General features: G+C 30.1%; 13 protein-coding genes. 7 read left to right on the top strand and 6 right to left on the bottom strand.

Annotated features, from left to right (window positions below):
- The gene (locus tag ACWJKS_RS03285; protein WP_462960437.1) at positions 1-768 is read left to right on the top strand and encodes a hypothetical protein; all 768 of its coding nucleotides are present in this window, start codon (positions 1-3) and stop codon (positions 766-768) included.
- 135 nt (positions 769-903) lie between these two features.
- On the opposite strand, the gene ACWJKS_RS03290 is transcribed toward ACWJKS_RS03285, so the two are convergent.
- Positions 904-2,397 carry a hypothetical protein gene (locus ACWJKS_RS03290; RefSeq protein ID WP_462959674.1) on the bottom strand — a complete coding sequence of 498 codons (1,494 nt, stop codon included), beginning with the start codon at positions 2,395-2,397 and terminating at the stop codon, positions 904-906.
- A gap of 372 nt (positions 2,398-2,769) precedes the next feature.
- On the opposite strand from ACWJKS_RS03290, the gene ACWJKS_RS03295 reads away from it, so the two are divergent.
- The 4 genes from ACWJKS_RS03295 to ACWJKS_RS03310 are packed head-to-tail and all read left to right on the top strand — an operon-like array spanning position 2,770 to position 6,095.
- Positions 2,770-3,483, top strand: coding sequence for a hypothetical protein (locus tag ACWJKS_RS03295; protein ID WP_216302720.1), 714 nt, complete (start codon positions 2,770-2,772; stop codon positions 3,481-3,483).
- 19 nt (positions 3,484-3,502) lie between these two features.
- Positions 3,503-4,426, top strand: coding sequence for an ATP-binding cassette domain-containing protein (locus ACWJKS_RS03300; RefSeq protein WP_216302721.1), 924 nt, complete (start codon positions 3,503-3,505; stop codon positions 4,424-4,426).
- Positions 4,419-5,156, top strand: a complete 738-nt coding sequence (locus ACWJKS_RS03305; RefSeq protein WP_220319920.1) for an ABC transporter permease — start codon at positions 4,419-4,421, stop codon at positions 5,154-5,156. The genes ACWJKS_RS03300 and ACWJKS_RS03305 overlap by 8 nt, the downstream gene beginning before the upstream one ends.
- 39 nt (positions 5,157-5,195) lie before the next feature.
- Entirely contained in the window at positions 5,196-6,095 is a 900-nt protein-coding gene (locus ACWJKS_RS03310; protein WP_462960438.1) for a sensor histidine kinase, read from the top strand.
- A gap of 36 nt (positions 6,096-6,131) precedes the next feature.
- On the opposite strand, the gene gltX is transcribed toward ACWJKS_RS03310, so the two are convergent.
- The gene (gltX, locus tag ACWJKS_RS03315) at positions 6,132-7,787 is read right to left on the bottom strand and encodes a glutamate--tRNA ligase (protein WP_216302724.1); all 1,656 of its coding nucleotides are present in this window, start codon (positions 7,785-7,787) and stop codon (positions 6,132-6,134) included.
- 511 nt (positions 7,788-8,298) lie between these two features.
- Here gltX and ACWJKS_RS03320 point away from each other — a divergent pair.
- Entirely contained in the window at positions 8,299-8,949 is a 651-nt protein-coding gene (locus ACWJKS_RS03320) for a Type 1 glutamine amidotransferase-like domain-containing protein (protein ID WP_216302725.1), read from the top strand.
- Positions 8,950-9,002: 53 nt separating this feature from the next.
- Here the strand turns inward: ACWJKS_RS03320 and ACWJKS_RS03325 are convergent, their stop codons facing one another.
- Both ACWJKS_RS03325 and ACWJKS_RS03330 read right to left on the bottom strand, forming a co-directional pair.
- Positions 9,003-10,421: an MATE family efflux transporter gene (locus ACWJKS_RS03325; RefSeq protein WP_216302726.1), complete on the bottom strand. Its 1,419-nt coding sequence runs from the start codon at positions 10,419-10,421 to the stop codon at positions 9,003-9,005.
- A 146-nt stretch (positions 10,422-10,567) separates the two neighbouring features.
- Positions 10,568-12,652 carry a helix-turn-helix domain-containing protein gene (locus tag ACWJKS_RS03330; protein ID WP_462960439.1) on the bottom strand — a complete coding sequence of 695 codons (2,085 nt, stop codon included), beginning with the start codon at positions 12,650-12,652 and terminating at the stop codon, positions 10,568-10,570.
- Positions 12,653-12,863: 211 nt separating this feature from the next.
- On the opposite strand from ACWJKS_RS03330, the gene ACWJKS_RS03335 reads away from it, so the two are divergent.
- Entirely contained in the window at positions 12,864-13,520 is a 657-nt protein-coding gene (locus tag ACWJKS_RS03335; RefSeq protein ID WP_462960440.1) for a hypothetical protein, read from the top strand.
- Positions 13,521-13,865: 345 nt separating this feature from the next.
- Here the strand turns inward: ACWJKS_RS03335 and ACWJKS_RS03340 are convergent, their stop codons facing one another.
- Positions 13,866-15,359, bottom strand: a complete 1,494-nt coding sequence (locus ACWJKS_RS03340) for a hypothetical protein (RefSeq protein ID WP_462959674.1) — start codon at positions 15,357-15,359, stop codon at positions 13,866-13,868.
- Positions 15,360-15,682: 323 nt separating this feature from the next.
- Positions 15,683-17,176 (bottom strand): hypothetical protein, encoded by a 1,494-nt coding sequence (locus ACWJKS_RS03345; protein ID WP_462959674.1) that lies wholly within the window; start codon positions 17,174-17,176, stop codon positions 15,683-15,685.
- Between the last annotated feature and the right edge of the window lie 51 nt (positions 17,177-17,227).

Below are 17,227 nucleotides of genomic sequence, written 5' to 3' on the forward strand. Positions count from 1 at the left end.
ATGCTTAAGTTATTAAAGTTATCTTACCTGAATGTTAAAAATATAGTACGTTCGACAGAGTCAATATTATTAATTTTAGCTGCTTTTGCTTATTCTATTATGTGGGTTGTTTTAGTTCAGATAAGATCAATGAAATCATTTCAAATTATAGATCATACTTCTGAATTTGGGCGGTTTCTATTTATTGCAATATTATATATGAGTGTGTCAATTCTTCGAAATGATATAAGATCTAATACTACTAGAACCCTCTTTACAGGAGTTTTTACAAGAGTTGAAATAATGTTTTCTAAAATAATGTCACTAATTATGTTATCTGTATTTGTTTCAATATTAGTGGAATTAAATTGTTTATTGGTAGCTATATTACAATATAGCAAAATAGGAATTTCTGGATTTTTAAGCATAAATCATTTACAAATAATTATTACTTATAGTGCGGTAACATTTTCAATGGGATCGCTAATGATTCTTATAATTTCTATTACTTTTAGCGAAAAGAAAAGCATTTTGCTTATTATATTATTTTTAAGTGCTATAAATTTTTATAATGCTGGATTGATAATTAAAGTCTTTAGGGAACCATTATTTATTGAAAAAATTTCAATTTACGCTAAAACACCTTTTTACATTTGGACAGATTGCACAATGAATTTAACATTGGGAGGAGCCAATAGATACGAATTATTAATAGCTGTAGTTTATGGCGTTATTTTTTTAGCATCTTCAATGTTTATTATAAGAGTAGTCACGGAAACTAATATGTAAAACTTAATTATGTATAGAGTCATTATAGTGCTATAAATTTTATGTTCAGAGAGCAGTTAGGAATAAAAATAGGTATAGCAAACAAGCCTACACGATGCAGGAATTTTCAGAAAAAAGTACTTAATTGTCAAACAGCTACTCTAATAAATTTAAAATACTAAAACCTGAAACTTTAAGTCTTGCATCTAGATGAATATTAATTCCAGCAATCATAGTCATAAATGAATAACGTTTTTTACCATGTATTCGTAAAGTATGAATTTTATAATCATTTAGAATACGATTGTTTATACGTTCTGAGCAGGTTCTAGTTTTATAAATAGTTTTCCATTGTTTTGAGCCGCGAGGCACAGGAGTAAACAACCGCAAATCCCATGATGGTTTAGTGTAGATTACTCGCCCATAAGGTGAAGGTGAGCACTGTTCACAGCAAGAGCAACTAGCAACCTTTTTTAAAACTAAAGGGCAACGCCATTTAAGGCGTGAACGACTTTTTTCATAACCGTTATAGACCATTTCATGGCCACCAATACAGATAGGAAATCCTTTTTCATTAATATCTAGAGTAACTGGATATTTTGAATTTCCTTTGTTTTTGGAGTTCAGATCAATAAAGGGATTAATGTTCCATTTAGAACATAATTCATATGTAGGGTAGTTATCATTAGCTGAGTCAAGAACATAATTTGATATAGTGAACTGCGGTAACAGTTCTCTAAATTCAGCTAATGCTACTATTCCAGTGACACTGTCGTGTCTGCTTGCCTCTACAAATCGTAGATAAATAGGTAGATCTATCTTATATTTTTTATTATAGACAGATAAAGCATAGAGAGTGTAGCCATAAAACCAACGATTTTCATGGCTGTCCCAACCCCAATTAGCATTTATGTCAGAAAGTCTACGAGGGCATTTGCAATCGTAAATTCCATTTTCACGGCAGTCACAAACTTTAGAACCATAGTAAGAAGACTTACAGTGAACACAAGTACCATCGCCGCCAACTGTAAGGTTATCTTTTTCTATTAAGTTAAGATTAAAAGAGGGTTCTACAGCAACTAATGAGAATATTTTTTGAAGCAGCCTTTCGGCTCTTAGGGAAAATGAGCGACCAGCTTCAAAAAAATCTGAAATTCTCTTAACAACACCAGTTTTTTTATTAGGAAGCTTTTTATTTTTCCCGGGTGCCTTAATTTTAGAGGGTTTCTTCTTATACGAATATATTTTTTTTAGGTTTACCCTGTCGGTAGACAGATTTGAAAGCCATAATCTAGAGATAAAATCATAATGAGCACCAAGTGATGGGACATTATTTTTAGTGCAGCCTATACAGGTTGCAAGTAACTCACAGGCATGAATCTTTTTAACCCAGTTGGTAATGCTTGTTTCCTTTTGAAAAAGCATTAAAGAAAATGAACGAAATATCTCAGGTTGAAGAGTTGCAGGTCTACCAATATTAGAATAATAAGGTTTTAATATCTCTCTAAGAATATCTAAGTCTAAGCAATACAACTTAGAGATAGAAGGTTCAAGTTCTATAATTTTTTTAGGAAAAGCTTTGTAGAAACATGAGAGATTTAAAATAATAAATTGCTGATAATCAGCATGAGAGCTCCAATTTTTAAGCATAAAATAATCCTCCTATTAAAACATGTCTTTAAGAGGAGGACCGCAAAATTTTACAGGCTTGTCAAGTGTTTTATGCAAAAAAAGTGGGGGAATCAACAAAAATTAATGATACTAAAAATGAGTAATCACAGGATCTAAGGAGTTTCCGTGAAAGCTCTATAAATAAAAGGGGGATTAAATAGAGGGAGTATTGTTTAACGACATTTCAGAAGGAAAGTCTCCCAATTCTATAAGTGGGAGTTACATGCTATAACAAAAATAAAACCTCAGTGGGAGTCTAAATCTCCTTCAGAAGTCGTTAATATTGCAGCACCGAAGGTGATGATTTGATGGCTATTTTCGTCAAATGTTATAATAATGGAGGGATTAGATTTGAAAAGAATATTAAATGTTCTTACCTTGGAAATGAAAAGAAAAAACTTCATTAAAAACATAGTAATTAGTGTGGTTATCCTTATACCTATATTCCTTTTGCTTTTAATAATAGATAAATCAACATATATTTCTTTTGTAGTACTTACGGCTATTCCATATATATGGTTGACTAGTTTCTGTTTTTCATTAGCACAGGAATTTGAAAATAAGACTGATAGAATAATTTTTACTGGTATATTTAGTAGAAGTGAAATAATTATTTCAAAATTGATTAGCTTTTGTATGATGGCTTTAGTTTATCTTATATTTTATGAAATTGTAGCAGTTATATTTAGTATATATGGTGGACAAGGCACTTCAAATTTATTAAATATTAAAATCTTAGGAAATAATTTGTATGTGTTTTTAATTTATGAATTTACAATAGGTTCTTTTATATTGCTGGTTTCAGCCTGCACAGCTAATGGAATATTTACTGGCATAATTACTTATGTCTTGTATTTTGATTTGATTTTGGTACTACTGGCACAGGCACTATCATCAAGCAAAAATGAAACATTAAAAGGTGTTATAAGAAATTCACCATTTTACAATGCTAATATAGGATTTTATCATTTGAAATACAATTTTAATCAGTCAATAGTGATGCTTATTAGTGGGTCTATATTTCTTATAGCAACTTGCATTATAATTAATAAAAAAAATATGTAAAGAAAGGGTGCAGCACATTATGAATAATGTAATAGTAAAAACTACAGCAGTTTCAAAGATATATAAAGGAATAAAGGTGCTAGATACTGTTGATATGACTATTAAGAAGGGGCAGATATATGGGATTATTGGATTAAATGGAGCGGGTAAAACCACATTAATGAGGGTTATAGCTGGCCTTTGCGTAAAGGATAGGGGAAGTTTGGAGTTATTTGGGAAAAGTGATGAAAGTAATATACAAGCTAGTCGAAGGCGCATGGGGTGCTTAATAGAAATACCTGGAATTTATGTTAATAAGACTGCTTATGAAAATTTAGAAATTGAAAGGATTCAAAAGGGTATACCAGGAAAAGAGTGTATAGAAAAAGTTTTAAATGATGTAGGATTAGTAGATTTAAAGAATAAAAAGGTGAGAAATTTTTCTAAAGGCATTAAACAAAAATTAGGAATAGCAATGGCACTTCTTAGTGAACCAGAATTTTTAATGTTAGATGAGCCTATTAATGGATTAGACCCTATTGCAATAATACAGATAAGGGAGTTATTAAAAAAGCTAAACATTGAAAATGGAGTTACAATGTTAATATCTAGTCACATATTAGCAGAACTTCATCAACTGGTAAATTGCTATGGAATAATTCATAATGGTAAACTCATAGAACAAATTACAGATAGTGAATTAGAGGATAAATGTAAAAAACTTATTCACATTAAAGTAGACGATGCTGCTAAAGCATCAGTTGTGTTAAATACAAAGTTACAAACAACGAATTTTCAGGTTTTACCTAATAATATTATTAAATTATATGATTATGTAGATAATGCAGGGAAAGTGTCGAAGGTCCTTTCAGGGGAAGGAATTTCAGTAGAAGAAATTATGCCTATGGGAGATGACTTAGAAGCTTACTTTACTAAAGTAATAGGTGGTGCATTAAATGCTTAATTTATTAAAAGTTGAATTTTACAAATTGAAAACATCAAAAACATTCAAGTTGATATTAGTATTAATGGTAGTTCAATCAATTTTGTGTCCTATAACATTTAGTAAGGAAATGACGGGAAAACAGGTGCTATTACAGGTGTTTGGTGCACAAGAATTTATAGCATTATACATGCTAATAGGCGCGTTTGCGGCATGTTATATAGGCGATGAATTTAGCACTGGATGTATAAAAAATTTAATTGCTTGTGGACATAAAAGACGGGATATTGTTATAGCAAAAAGTATATCTTATTATGTTGGAATCGCAATTATAAGTTTAACGTCTCCAATTTTAATTACTATAATAAACACTATTATGAACGGATATGGTGAGGTATTTACTTTGAATTCACTTGCATTTATACTTGAATTATCGTTTCTTATGGTTCTTATATATATTGGCATAGGAAGTATTGCAGTTTTAATATCATTTATAGCTAGAAATAGCATAATTACAGTGGGAGCGTTTATTTTAGTAGATACAGTTAATAGAGTTTGCAGAGGTTTAATTTTTCGAAAATACCTTATTATTAAAATTTTAAATAAAACTATATTTGGCCAATCATTGTTTTTGGACACGGATTATGTTGAATTTTCACAGGGGTTTAAAATAATAGGAATCTCTATAACAACAATAGTAGTTTCAACATTATTAAGTGTGTATTTTTTTAACAAAGCAGAGATTAAGTGATTTTAGAAAAAAACATATATAGCAAAGGTGGGAGATAAAGTGATATTTATAATTGTAGGACTATTAGTTGCATCAGTGATTTTGTTTGCTCGCTTATTTTATATGAAAAAGCAAGTAATAAGTGTAACAAATCAGCTTATAGATATCAATGAAAACAATATAGATAAAAAAATAACTATAGGTCTTATAAATCCAGAAATTGAAGCATTAACTAAAGTTATTAATGACACTATAAATATGAGAAAACAATGTGAAGCAAGCAAAATTAAATTTCAGAATGATCTAAAACAAAACATTGCAAATATGTCACACGACCTTAGAACGCCATTAACATCAATAAAAGGATATATTCAATTTTTAAAACTAGATAATATAAGTGATGAAGAAAGAGTGGAATATTTAAACATATCGGAGCAGAGGACTAAATCTCTTGAAAGCTTATTAAATGATTTTTATGAACTATCTTTAGTTGAATCCCAAGATTTTGAATTGAATCTTGAAAAAATAAATATCACTAATATATTGCAAGAAATATTACTTGGCAAGTATAGTGATTTTACAAGTAGAAATTTGAAGCCCAATATACAAATACCAAATCAAAACATTTATATAAGAGCAGAAAAAAAATCTTTAGAGCGAATAATTGAAAATCTGTTAAGTAATGCTATTAAATACGCAAGAGATAATGTATCGATTTATTTAGAAACCAACTCAAATGTGGTATTATTAAAAATAACAAACACAGTTATAAATTTATCTGTGGAAGATGTAGAAAAGATTTTTGACAGATTTTACATGGCAGACAAAACCCGCTCAGAAAAAGGAACAGGACTTGGACTTTCTATTGTAAAAACATTAGTAGAGAAAATGAATGCAGTCATAATAGCGGATATTAATAATGACGTGTTATGCATTTGTTGTGAATTTAAAAGACTATAAAAATTGCCACCTACATGTAGGTGGCAATTTTATTTCTTAAATAAAATTTTGACTTAATCTTTCAATAACACGGTTTTCACCCATAACCTGCATTACTTCATGTAAATCTTGAGTTTGTGTTTTATTGGTTATTGCTACCCTTACTATTGTGGCAACATCTGATAGTTGACCTATAAATAAATCTGGGTTCTTTTTATAAGTTTTAGCATTTTTTGCATACCCAAGTTCGAGTGCTAGCGCTTTAAGGGTTGCAAACCAGGTGTCATTATCATGGGAATGATCATATACATCTATATAGCTAGTAAGTACTCTTCTTACCTCATCCATTGGTATATGGGTAGGGAAATTGTAACTACCTTTTATGCTGTTTTTATAAAGATCATCAAAGAAATATTCAATATGTTCTTTTACATCTAACCATTTTACAAAATCTTTTCTTGGCTTTTCATTTTCTCTTTCAATATTAAATATTTTTTTAGAATAATCTTCATTTTCAATTAGTTCATTTGCAATTGTAGTATCATAATGTTTAGCCCAATTAAGATAAAGGTCGTATACGGTGGATGCATCCATAGTGGCTATAACATTTTTACTAATATCATTAAGTTTTAAAATATCAAATAGAGCTCCACTTTTGCTCATGTTTTCAAGGGTGATATTAAAGTTTGTGCAAGGTTCATCTTCATGGGTATCTCTCCACTCTTGAAAATTAGAGTTAATAAGATTTACAAGGTACTCAGTTACAGCTATAAAAGGATAACCTTGAGATTTATAAAAATCTACGGAAATTTCAGGGTCGTTTCTTTTACTGAGCTTACGTTTTGATGTCCCATCCATTTTCATAATTGTAGGTATATGAGCGTATTCTGGAGGAGTACATCCTAACATTTCAAATAGTTGCAAATGTATAGGAAGAGACGAAAGCCACTCTTCACCACGGATTACATGGGTTGTTCCCATTAAATAATCATCTACTGCATGTGCAAAATGATATGTTGGAATCCCATTAGTTTTAAGGATCACAATGTCTTGGTCGTTTTCTGGCATACTTATAGTCCCTTTAATTAAATCATTACAAACTACTCTTCGACCTGATTCTTCAGGAGATCTAAGTCTTATAACATAAGGTGTGCCCTTTGATAACTCAGAATTAATTTCATCAAGACTAGAATTTCTGTGAATAGCCCATTTTCCATGATACCCTGTATTAATTTTAAGTTCTTGTTGAGTTTTCCTTGTGTTATCTAAAGCTTCTTCAGTGCAAAAGCAAGGGTAAGCTAATCCTTTTTTTATTAGTGATTTTACAAAAGCATGATATATACTAATTCTGTCGCTTTGTTTATAAGGTCCATATGTACCCTTTTCATTATCAGAATCTACAACTCCTTCATCAAAAAGAATTCCAAAATCCCTTAGAGTGTTAGTGGTGTCTTCAATGGCGCCAGCAACCTCTCTCTTTTTGTCAGTATCCTCTACTCTAAGATAAAATATTCCTTCGCTTTGATGAGCTAGTCTTTCAGATATAAGAGCCGCAAATACACCTCCAAGATGCTGGAATCCAGTAGGGCTTGGGGCATATCTTGTAACCATAGCATTAGGTTTAAGATTTCTTTTTGGATAAAACTCTCTATAGTGTTCTGGAGTTGTGGTTATGTTAGGTAGCAGTAAATCTGATAGTTTTATATAATCCATTTTAATCATCCTTTCTTATAAAAGTGAAGCAATGTACGTGATAATTTAATTAAAAATAAAAAAACCTATCATCCTATAATAGGATGAAAGGTAAACTTATTGGTTATCTTTAAATTGAAATTACAATTACTTTTCTTTTCCATTATAGTTAACACTAATTATACATATATTATCTAGATTGTCAACATACAACAAATTATATTTTAAGCAAAAATTAACAATATATATATATTGGGAGATAACTTGGCGTCAATTTTATAATAAGGCTAGCATTTAGAATTACATAAGGTGTCAAGATGTAGTTGTATAGAATAGAATAGCATCACGAGTTGAAAAAGTATAAGAAGTCAAAGATTTAGAAGTGCACCTATGGCTAATGAAAAAGCAATAAATCTATACAAATGTCTAGGTTTTGAAAAATAAGGTATAATATATAAAATAAATGAAACATATAATTAGAAGTTATCAAAAGTATAGACTTAAGGGAAAAATATGGAAGTGAGATGATGATATGGGAGCATTGGTTCTGCTAAGCGATTTTACTGAAAAAGATAATGTTTTTTTGAAAAAAAAGATGAAAGAATTATTTTTAGATAAAAAATATACTTTAAGCTATATACCTTCAATGACTGATAGAAATTTAAAGTGTTTTGAAAAAACAAAAAATAAGTTAAGTGAATATGGGAACTTCGAATTTAATTATTTTGATATAGATTATTTTTGTAATATAGAAAAAATAGATAAAATATTTAAATCGGAAGTAATATATCTATCATCAGGGAATACCTATTATTTTTTAAATAGCTTAAAGAAAAGATATTTTATAACTAGACTTAGAAGGTATGTTGAAAATGGAGGTTATGTTATAGGATTAAGCGCAGGGGCAATAATGATGGCAAAAGACATATCAGCTGCACAATTTGGTGATGAAGATATAGTTGGATTATCAGATTTATCATCTTTAGATCTAGTTGATTTTGACTTTATGCCGCATTGGAATCATCACAGTCATTATTTAGAGGATTTAAAGGAGTATTCTAACAATACGGGCAATACAGTTTATACATGTAATGATGGCGATGGAATCATTGTGATTGATAATAAATTGCACTTTTATGGGGATATAAAAATGATAAAAGAAGGTGAAATAAGGAAAGCTTAGTTAAAAGTCGATGTAATAATTTATACATCGACTTTTACTGGAAATATAAAATATTAAATAGTTGCATTAGCAAGTCTAAGTTTAGTCTTATTATTCTTGAAAATTTGATGCATCTCTAGTATTTCTAAAGAAATATAAGTATATTTAATGAATATAGCAGCTGTAATGAAGGATATCATGTCCGATACAGGATAAGCAAGCCATGCTCCAAATACACCCATATCCAAACCACTTACAAAGGCATATACTAGTGGAATAAATACTATTAGTTGTCTAAAAATAGATAATTTTAAAGAGGCTTTAACTCTATTTATAGCTTGGCAATAGGCGATTGATAAATAATATACTCCAATGCAAGGGAATACAGCTATAACTACTTTAAAAGCCTTTGCTGTCTGTTGTATAATGGCAGGATCATTTATAAATAATCCTATAAGTTGTTTTGAAAAGATCATGAATATTGCCCATAATAAAGTTGAACTTACAGATACTGCAATTATAGATGTTTTAACAACTTCTTTTAATCTTGTATAATTTCCAGCACCATAATTATATGCGGCTATAGGTTGCATAGCTGAACTTATACCCATAATCGTCATAAACAAAAACATTGAAACTCTTGTAGTTAAACCAACTGTTACGATGGCCAAATCTCCGCCATAAGAGGCTAGTAAATTGTTTAAGATAGCAGCGACTACGGCATCTGATATCTCTATTATAAAGGTTGAAAACCCAACACATATTATTCCAATTGATACTGCTTTATTAAGGGTTAATTTAAAAGAAAATTTTAATCCCTTTTTTATTTTTATAAATACAATTAAAACATATATAAAAGCGATTATCTGAGATATTACTGTTGCGATAGCAGCTCCCTTTACTCCATATGAAAATATATTTACTAGGAAATAATCTATAATTACATTACAAATTGCTCCAATAGAAGTACTTAATAAAACTATTTTAGTGTTTCCAAAAGCAGTTATAATATAAGATGCAATTAATGTAAAGGATTGAAATAAAACTCCCATTAATATTATACTTACATAATCTTTTGCAAGAGGAAATGTATTTTGCGAAGCACCTAAGCTAAGTAAAATTTTATCTTGAAAAATAAAAATGCTAAAACTAAACACAGATATTATTATAAACATTAGAACTATAGCATTAGGTATAATAATTCTTAAATTTTCAAAATCCTCGTCTCCACAGCTTCTTGCAACGGCGGTAGAAGCACCAATGGCTATAAGCATAGATATAGCTAAAAATAATCTTTGAATTGGAAAGGCTATGGTTAAAGCACCGATTGCATTAGCTCCTATTGATTGTCCCAAAAACATAGAATCTACCATGTTGTACATTTCTGCTACCATTAAAGAAATTATTGCTGGCACGGAAAATTTTAATAACAGTTTCCAGATTTTTTCCTCGCCAAACATTTTATTGCTTTCTGTGACGCTACTCATTGTCATGAAATCCACTTCTCCTTAATCAATTTGTTTCCTTAATATTATTATACGCTGTTATGAATATTTTAACATTCACACAATTGCTACATAAAAAGTACAAAGTTGCTGACATGTGAGAATGGATAATACTTAAATAACAAAAAAACACCTTAAAACAGGTGTTTTTGTACTTCTTGAAGAACTATTAAGGTAGAACCATAGCCTTCAATCTTTATTATGTTATTATAAACTGCAGTTTTTTTTGCAAAAGATAAAGAAATATTGGGAGCAGAAATCTTAGTTAGAATTTTCCATTCATCATAACCCAGTCTTTTCGGCTTACCCATGCGTAACCAAATATCGTAAGCTGATCCAACTTTTTCTCCAATTTCATATTTAATAACTTTATAGTCATGCACTAAATTTTTAATGGATAATGATATTTTTCTTTCAGTAATATTTTTACTACCCTTACCTTTAGATAAATCCTCTAACTTAATCAGGGTATTAAGTTCATCACTGTAACTGTAAAGTAAGACCTGGATATCTTCATCTTGCCTTGTGATAATATATCCATCACCTTGGTCTACAACCTCATTTCCTAGTTTTGATAATAAATAATAAGCGTAGTAGGAAGCTTTCTTTATACCATCTAAAGTAAGTAGGCCTGGTGAACCAAAAAACAATTCGTTGTTTAAAATTGAGTTCTCCTCCACGGTATCAAAAGCTTTTAGGGTGAGCAGACTGCTATTGTTGTTAATAAAATTATGAATAATATATGGAAGCATATAGGAAGAATCATAAATAGTATTTATAGCTTTAGGAACATTAAAAGGATCCTCTATTAAATTTTGCAATTTATATTTTACAAAAATTTCGCGAGTAATATTTATGTACTCTACAGATAAATCCTTTGAGGCTTGGAATTTCCACAGCTTTACTACCTCAATTCCATATATATTAGCAAAATATAGTATAAAGCTTTCTAAAAGTTTTATGAAAGAACTTTTATCTTCAAAAGTCTGATTCAAAATTATTAATGGTACAAGGGATATATCCATTAAGAATTCTAAAAGTTTTTCAACTTCATTCCAGTTTAAAAACCTTACATTCTCATTGAAATATATTTTCATTTCTTTTCCAAATAGGTTTTGAACTATACCATTTTTAAAACCTATAGCATCTTGAATAGCTCTTAAATATCCTTGTTCCCGTGCTTTAATAAGTTCTTTTGCTTGTCCTAAATTTATTTTTTTCTTCCATTTATGTTGTAATTCTGTGCTTGGGTATGCGAAATCTGTTTGGAGTTTTATAATTTTGTTAGTATAGTTAAATCTATCATAGTCCTCTAAATAATAAGATAAATACTGAAGTGAGCTAGATAAATCATAAGTTTCTACTTTTTTAAAGCTATCAAATTCTTCCTCTGGTATATGATATTTTTTTCTGAATTGCAGAGGAGTACACTTGTAGTAATCTTTAAAGCTCTTATTATAATACCTAGCATGAGAAAAGCCAACATCCAAAGAAATATCTGAGATTGTTTTATCAGTATCTAATAGTAGTTTAATAGATTCATCTACTCGAACATTATTTACTAAATCTTTAAAAGTTGTTCCAGAGATGTCTTTTATTTGATGACATAAATAGTAAGAACTTAAGTATTCTTGATTAGCTATATCCTGTAAAGTAATTTTATTCATGTAGTTATTATATATGTACTTGATGATTCTATGATACCTCTGAAATTGCATTACATTTTCTTTTAAAGCGTTCTCATAAGTAAGATAGTGAAAGTTATTTATTAAATGGAATAATAATTTTACTAAAACAGCATCTATATGATCGTCAAAGTTTTCACTTTTTTGTATTACCTCGCAAGCTAGTATAGATAGGTATTGCCTTAAAACATCATATTTTTCTTCATGTTGTGCACCTTCTTTACTAGAGTTCGTATAAAAATAAATATTTTTCATATCATCATAATACTTTTCAAAAAATGTAAAATCCAAGTGAAAAATTAAAACCTTATTTTTCTCATTTGAATAAATTCTATGGGGTTCATCACAATTTATGATTTCAAGCTCATGTGCGTATACTTCATAATTCTCTGATTCTATAAGTACATTAATAGTGCCCTCAAGCACAAAGATTATTTCTATAGAATTATGCCAATGGATTGGATAATCCTTTATATTCTCAAGGGAAATGCTTATAGGTAAATCGTTTATATAACTTATATATTCTTTTCTCATTGTAATAACCTCTTCATTAATTATTATGTATAGGTATATTATACATCATGAATTTAAAAGTTATACCCACATGGTAAGTTGCAGGAAAAAATAAAAATATGGAGGGTTAACAATTTACTGAAAAATTACATAATAAATGAATAATATGGAAACAATATTATTGTAATACTTCAAGAATTGATATGTATTTAGAAGTTGTAAGGAGGAGTTAATGGGGAAATATATTTATATTGTTATTTCAAGAACACCAACTTCTACAGGCAAGATAGTTAGAAAATTTTTAAAAGAAAAATATAATCATGCATCAATTAGCCTGGATAAAAATTTAATTCAAATGTATTCCTTTTGTAGATTTTCAATTAGCAATCCCCTTGTAGGAGGTATAGTGAGAGAAAGTGCATTTACGCTTACCATAGGACTTGAAAAAGATGTTCCTATTAATGTATATCGGATACCAGTAACTGTTAGAAAATATGAATTAATAAGTAAATTCATATATGATATATATAATGATACTGAGATATATTACTATAATTTTCTTCAAGCTATTGGGATTATTTCTAATAAGAAGCATGCTGTTTACAAGACATATATATGTTCTGAATTTGTCATGGAAGCATTAAGGCAAGGAGGGATCAAGCTTACTTCATTAGAACCCTATCAGATAACACCAACAGAAATTTGTGACATTATGGAAAAGTTTATTTGTTATTCTGGAAATCTCAACGACTATCCATTTAAACAGAAGGTAAAAACAAAAGAGGATGAGCTTTTCTTTTGTAAAACAGGTTTTCTTTATGAATGGGTACATACGCTTAGACATTTTTGGAAGGTTATATATAGAGATATGAATAGCAAAAAAAAATAGTAGTAGGATCTAAATTTAAATTGTTGATAAAGTGTCTTATTTAGGGTAGTAACATATAATGCAAGAATTAAAAATAAAAATAAAACATATAAATCGTATGTATCAATAATTTATACATCTGATTTATATGTTTTTTGCATTGAGATACACTAAAATGTAGATTATACTTTAAATATGAATTTTTGAGTAGTCACGGAAACTAATATGTAAAACTTAATTATGTATAGAGTCATTATAGTGCTATAAATTTTATGTTCAGAGAGCAGTTAGGAATAAAAATAGGTATAGCAAACAAGCCTACACGATGCAGGAATTTTCAGAAAAAAGTACTTAATTGTCAAACAGCTACTCTAATAAATTTAAAATACTAAAACCTGAAACTTTAAGTCTTGCATCTAGATGAATATTAATTCCAGCAATCATAGTCATAAATGAATAACGTTTTTTACCATGTATTCGTAAAGTATGAATTTTATAATCATTTAGAATACGATTGTTTATACGTTCTGAGCAGGTTCTAGTTTTATAAATAGTTTTCCATTGTTTTGAGCCGCGAGGCACAGGAGTAAACAACCGCAAATCCCATGATGGTTTAGTGTAGATTACTCGCCCATAAGGTGAAGGTGAGCACTGTTCACAGCAAGAGCAACTAGCAACCTTTTTTAAAACTAAAGGGCAACGCCATTTAAGGCGTGAACGACTTTTTTCATAACCGTTATAGACCATTTCATGGCCACCAATACAGATAGGAAATCCTTTTTCATTAATATCTAGAGTAACTGGATATTTTGAATTTCCTTTGTTTTTGGAGTTCAGATCAATAAAGGGATTAATGTTCCATTTAGAACATAATTCATATGTAGGGTAGTTATCATTAGCTGAGTCAAGAACATAATTTGATATAGTGAACTGCGGTAACAGTTCTCTAAATTCAGCTAATGCTACTATTCCAGTGACACTGTCGTGTCTGCTTGCCTCTACAAATCGTAGATAAATAGGTAGATCTATCTTATATTTTTTATTATAGACAGATAAAGCATAGAGAGTGTAGCCATAAAACCAACGATTTTCATGGCTGTCCCAACCCCAATTAGCATTTATGTCAGAAAGTCTACGAGGGCATTTGCAATCGTAAATTCCATTTTCACGGCAGTCACAAACTTTAGAACCATAGTAAGAAGACTTACAGTGAACACAAGTACCATCGCCGCCAACTGTAAGGTTATCTTTTTCTATTAAGTTAAGATTAAAAGAGGGTTCTACAGCAACTAATGAGAATATTTTTTGAAGCAGCCTTTCGGCTCTTAGGGAAAATGAGCGACCAGCTTCAAAAAAATCTGAAATTCTCTTAACAACACCAGTTTTTTTATTAGGAAGCTTTTTATTTTTCCCGGGTGCCTTAATTTTAGAGGGTTTCTTCTTATACGAATATATTTTTTTTAGGTTTACCCTGTCGGTAGACAGATTTGAAAGCCATAATCTAGAGATAAAATCATAATGAGCACCAAGTGATGGGACATTATTTTTAGTGCAGCCTATACAGGTTGCAAGTAACTCACAGGCATGAATCTTTTTAACCCAGTTGGTAATGCTTGTTTCCTTTTGAAAAAGCATTAAAGAAAATGAACGAAATATCTCAGGTTGAAGAGTTGCAGGTCTACCAATATTAGAATAATAAGGTTTTAATATCTCTCTAAGAATATCTAAGTCTAAGCAATACAACTTAGAGATAGAAGGTTCAAGTTCTATAATTTTTTTAGGAAAAGCTTTGTAGAAACATGAGAGATTTAAAATAATAAATTGCTGATAATCAGCATGAGAGCTCCAATTTTTAAGCATAAAATAATCCTCCTATTAAAACATGTCTTTAAGAGGAGGACCGCAAAATTTTACAGGCTTGTCAAGTGTTTTATGCAAAAAAAGTGGGGGAATCAACAAAAATTAATGATACTAAAAATGAGTAATCACAGGAGCTAAGGAGTTTCCGTGAAAGCTCTTTTTGAGTAGTCACGGAAACTAATATGTAAAACTTAATTATGTATAGAGTCATTATAGTGCTATAATTTTTATGTTCAGAGAGCAGTTAGGAATAAAAATAGGTATAGCAAACAAGCCTACACGATGCAGGAATTTTCAGAAAAAAGTACTTAATTGTCAAACAGCTACTCTAATAAATTTAAAATACTAAAACCTGAAACTTTAAGTCTTGCATCTAGATGAATATTAATTCCAGCAATCATAGTCATAAATGAATAACGTTTTTTACCATGTATTCGTAAAGTATGAATTTTATAATCATTTAGAATACGATTGTTTATACGTTCTGAGCAGGTTCTAGTTTTATAAATAGTTTTCCATTGTTTTGAGCCGCGAGGCACAGGAGTAAACAACCGCAAATCCCATGATGGTTTAGTGTAGATTACTCGCCCATAAGGTGAAGGTGAGCACTGTTCACAGCAAGAGCAACTAGCAACCTTTTTTAAAACTAAAGGGCAACGCCATTTAAGGCGTGAACGACTTTTTTCATAACCGTTATAGACCATTTCATGGCCACCAATACAGATAGGAAATCCTTTTTCATTAATATCTAGAGTAACTGGATATTTTGAATTTCCTTTGTTTTTGGAGTTCAGATCAATAAAGGGATTAATGTTCCATTTAGAACATAATTCATATGTAGGGTAGTTATCATTAGCTGAGTCAAGAACATAATTTGATATAGTGAACTGCGGTAACAGTTCTCTAAATTCAGCTAATGCTACTATTCCAGTGACACTGTCGTGTCTGCTTGCCTCTACAAATCGTAGATAAATAGGTAGATCTATCTTATATTTTTTATTATAGACAGATAAAGCATAGAGAGTGTAGCCATAAAACCAACGATTTTCATGGCTGTCCCAACCCCAATTAGCATTTATGTCAGAAAGTCTACGAGGGCATTTGCAATCGTAAATTCCATTTTCACGGCAGTCACAAACTTTAGAACCATAGTAAGAAGACTTACAGTGAACACAAGTACCATCGCCGCCAACTGTAAGGTTATCTTTTTCTATTAAGTTAAGATTAAAAGAGGGTTCTACAGCAACTAATGAGAATATTTTTTGAAGCAGCCTTTCGGCTCTTAGGGAAAATGAGCGACCAGCTTCAAAAAAATCTGAAATTCTCTTAACAACACCAGTTTTTTTATTAGGAAGCTTTTTATTTTTCCCGGGTGCCTTAATTTTAGAGGGTTTCTTCTTATACGAATATATTTTTTTTAGGTTTACCCTGTCGGTAGACAGATTTGAAAGCCATAATCTAGAGATAAAATCATAATGAGCACCAAGTGATGGGACATTATTTTTAGTGCAGCCTATACAGGTTGCAAGTAACTCACAGGCATGAATCTTTTTAACCCAGTTGGTAATGCTTGTTTCCTTTTGAAAAAGCATTAAAGAAAATGAACGAAATATCTCAGGTTGAAGAGTTGCAGGTCTACCAATATTAGAATAATAAGGTTTTAATATCTCTCTAAGAATATCTAAGTCTAAGCAATACAACTTAGAGATAGAAGGTTCAAGTTCTATAATTTTTTTAGGAAAAGCTTTGTAGAAACATGAGAGATTTAAAATAATAAATTGCTGATAATCAGCATGAGAGCTCCAATTTTTAAGCATAAAATAATCCTCCTATTAAAACATGTCTTTAAGAGGAGGACCGCAAAATTT

It is taken from the genome of Clostridium sp. CM038 (assembly GCF_055081105.1).

Excerpts from the sequence above, each read along its gene's own strand:
- ACWJKS_RS03285 (WP_462960437.1), top strand. The coding sequence starts at position 1 with ATGCTTAAGTTATTAAAGTTATCTTACCTGAATGTTAAAAATATAGTA.
- ACWJKS_RS03290 (WP_462959674.1), bottom strand. The coding sequence starts at position 2,397 with ATGCTTAAAAATTGGAGCTCTCATGCTGATTATCAGCAATTTATTATT.
- ACWJKS_RS03300 (WP_216302721.1), top strand. The coding sequence starts at position 3,503 with ATGAATAATGTAATAGTAAAAACTACAGCAGTTTCAAAGATATATAAA.
- ACWJKS_RS03305 (WP_220319920.1), top strand. The coding sequence starts at position 4,419 with ATGCTTAATTTATTAAAAGTTGAATTTTACAAATTGAAAACATCAAAA.
- gltX (WP_216302724.1), bottom strand. The coding sequence starts at position 7,787 with ATGGATTATATAAAACTATCAGATTTACTGCTACCTAACATAACCACA.
- ACWJKS_RS03320 (WP_216302725.1), top strand. The coding sequence starts at position 8,299 with ATGGGAGCATTGGTTCTGCTAAGCGATTTTACTGAAAAAGATAATGTT.
- ACWJKS_RS03325 (WP_216302726.1), bottom strand. The coding sequence starts at position 10,421 with ATGACAATGAGTAGCGTCACAGAAAGCAATAAAATGTTTGGCGAGGAA.
- ACWJKS_RS03330 (WP_462960439.1), bottom strand. The coding sequence starts at position 12,652 with ATGAGAAAAGAATATATAAGTTATATAAACGATTTACCTATAAGCATT.
- ACWJKS_RS03335 (WP_462960440.1), top strand. The coding sequence starts at position 12,864 with ATGGGGAAATATATTTATATTGTTATTTCAAGAACACCAACTTCTACA.
- ACWJKS_RS03340 (WP_462959674.1), bottom strand. The coding sequence starts at position 15,359 with ATGCTTAAAAATTGGAGCTCTCATGCTGATTATCAGCAATTTATTATT.
- ACWJKS_RS03345 (WP_462959674.1), bottom strand. The coding sequence starts at position 17,176 with ATGCTTAAAAATTGGAGCTCTCATGCTGATTATCAGCAATTTATTATT.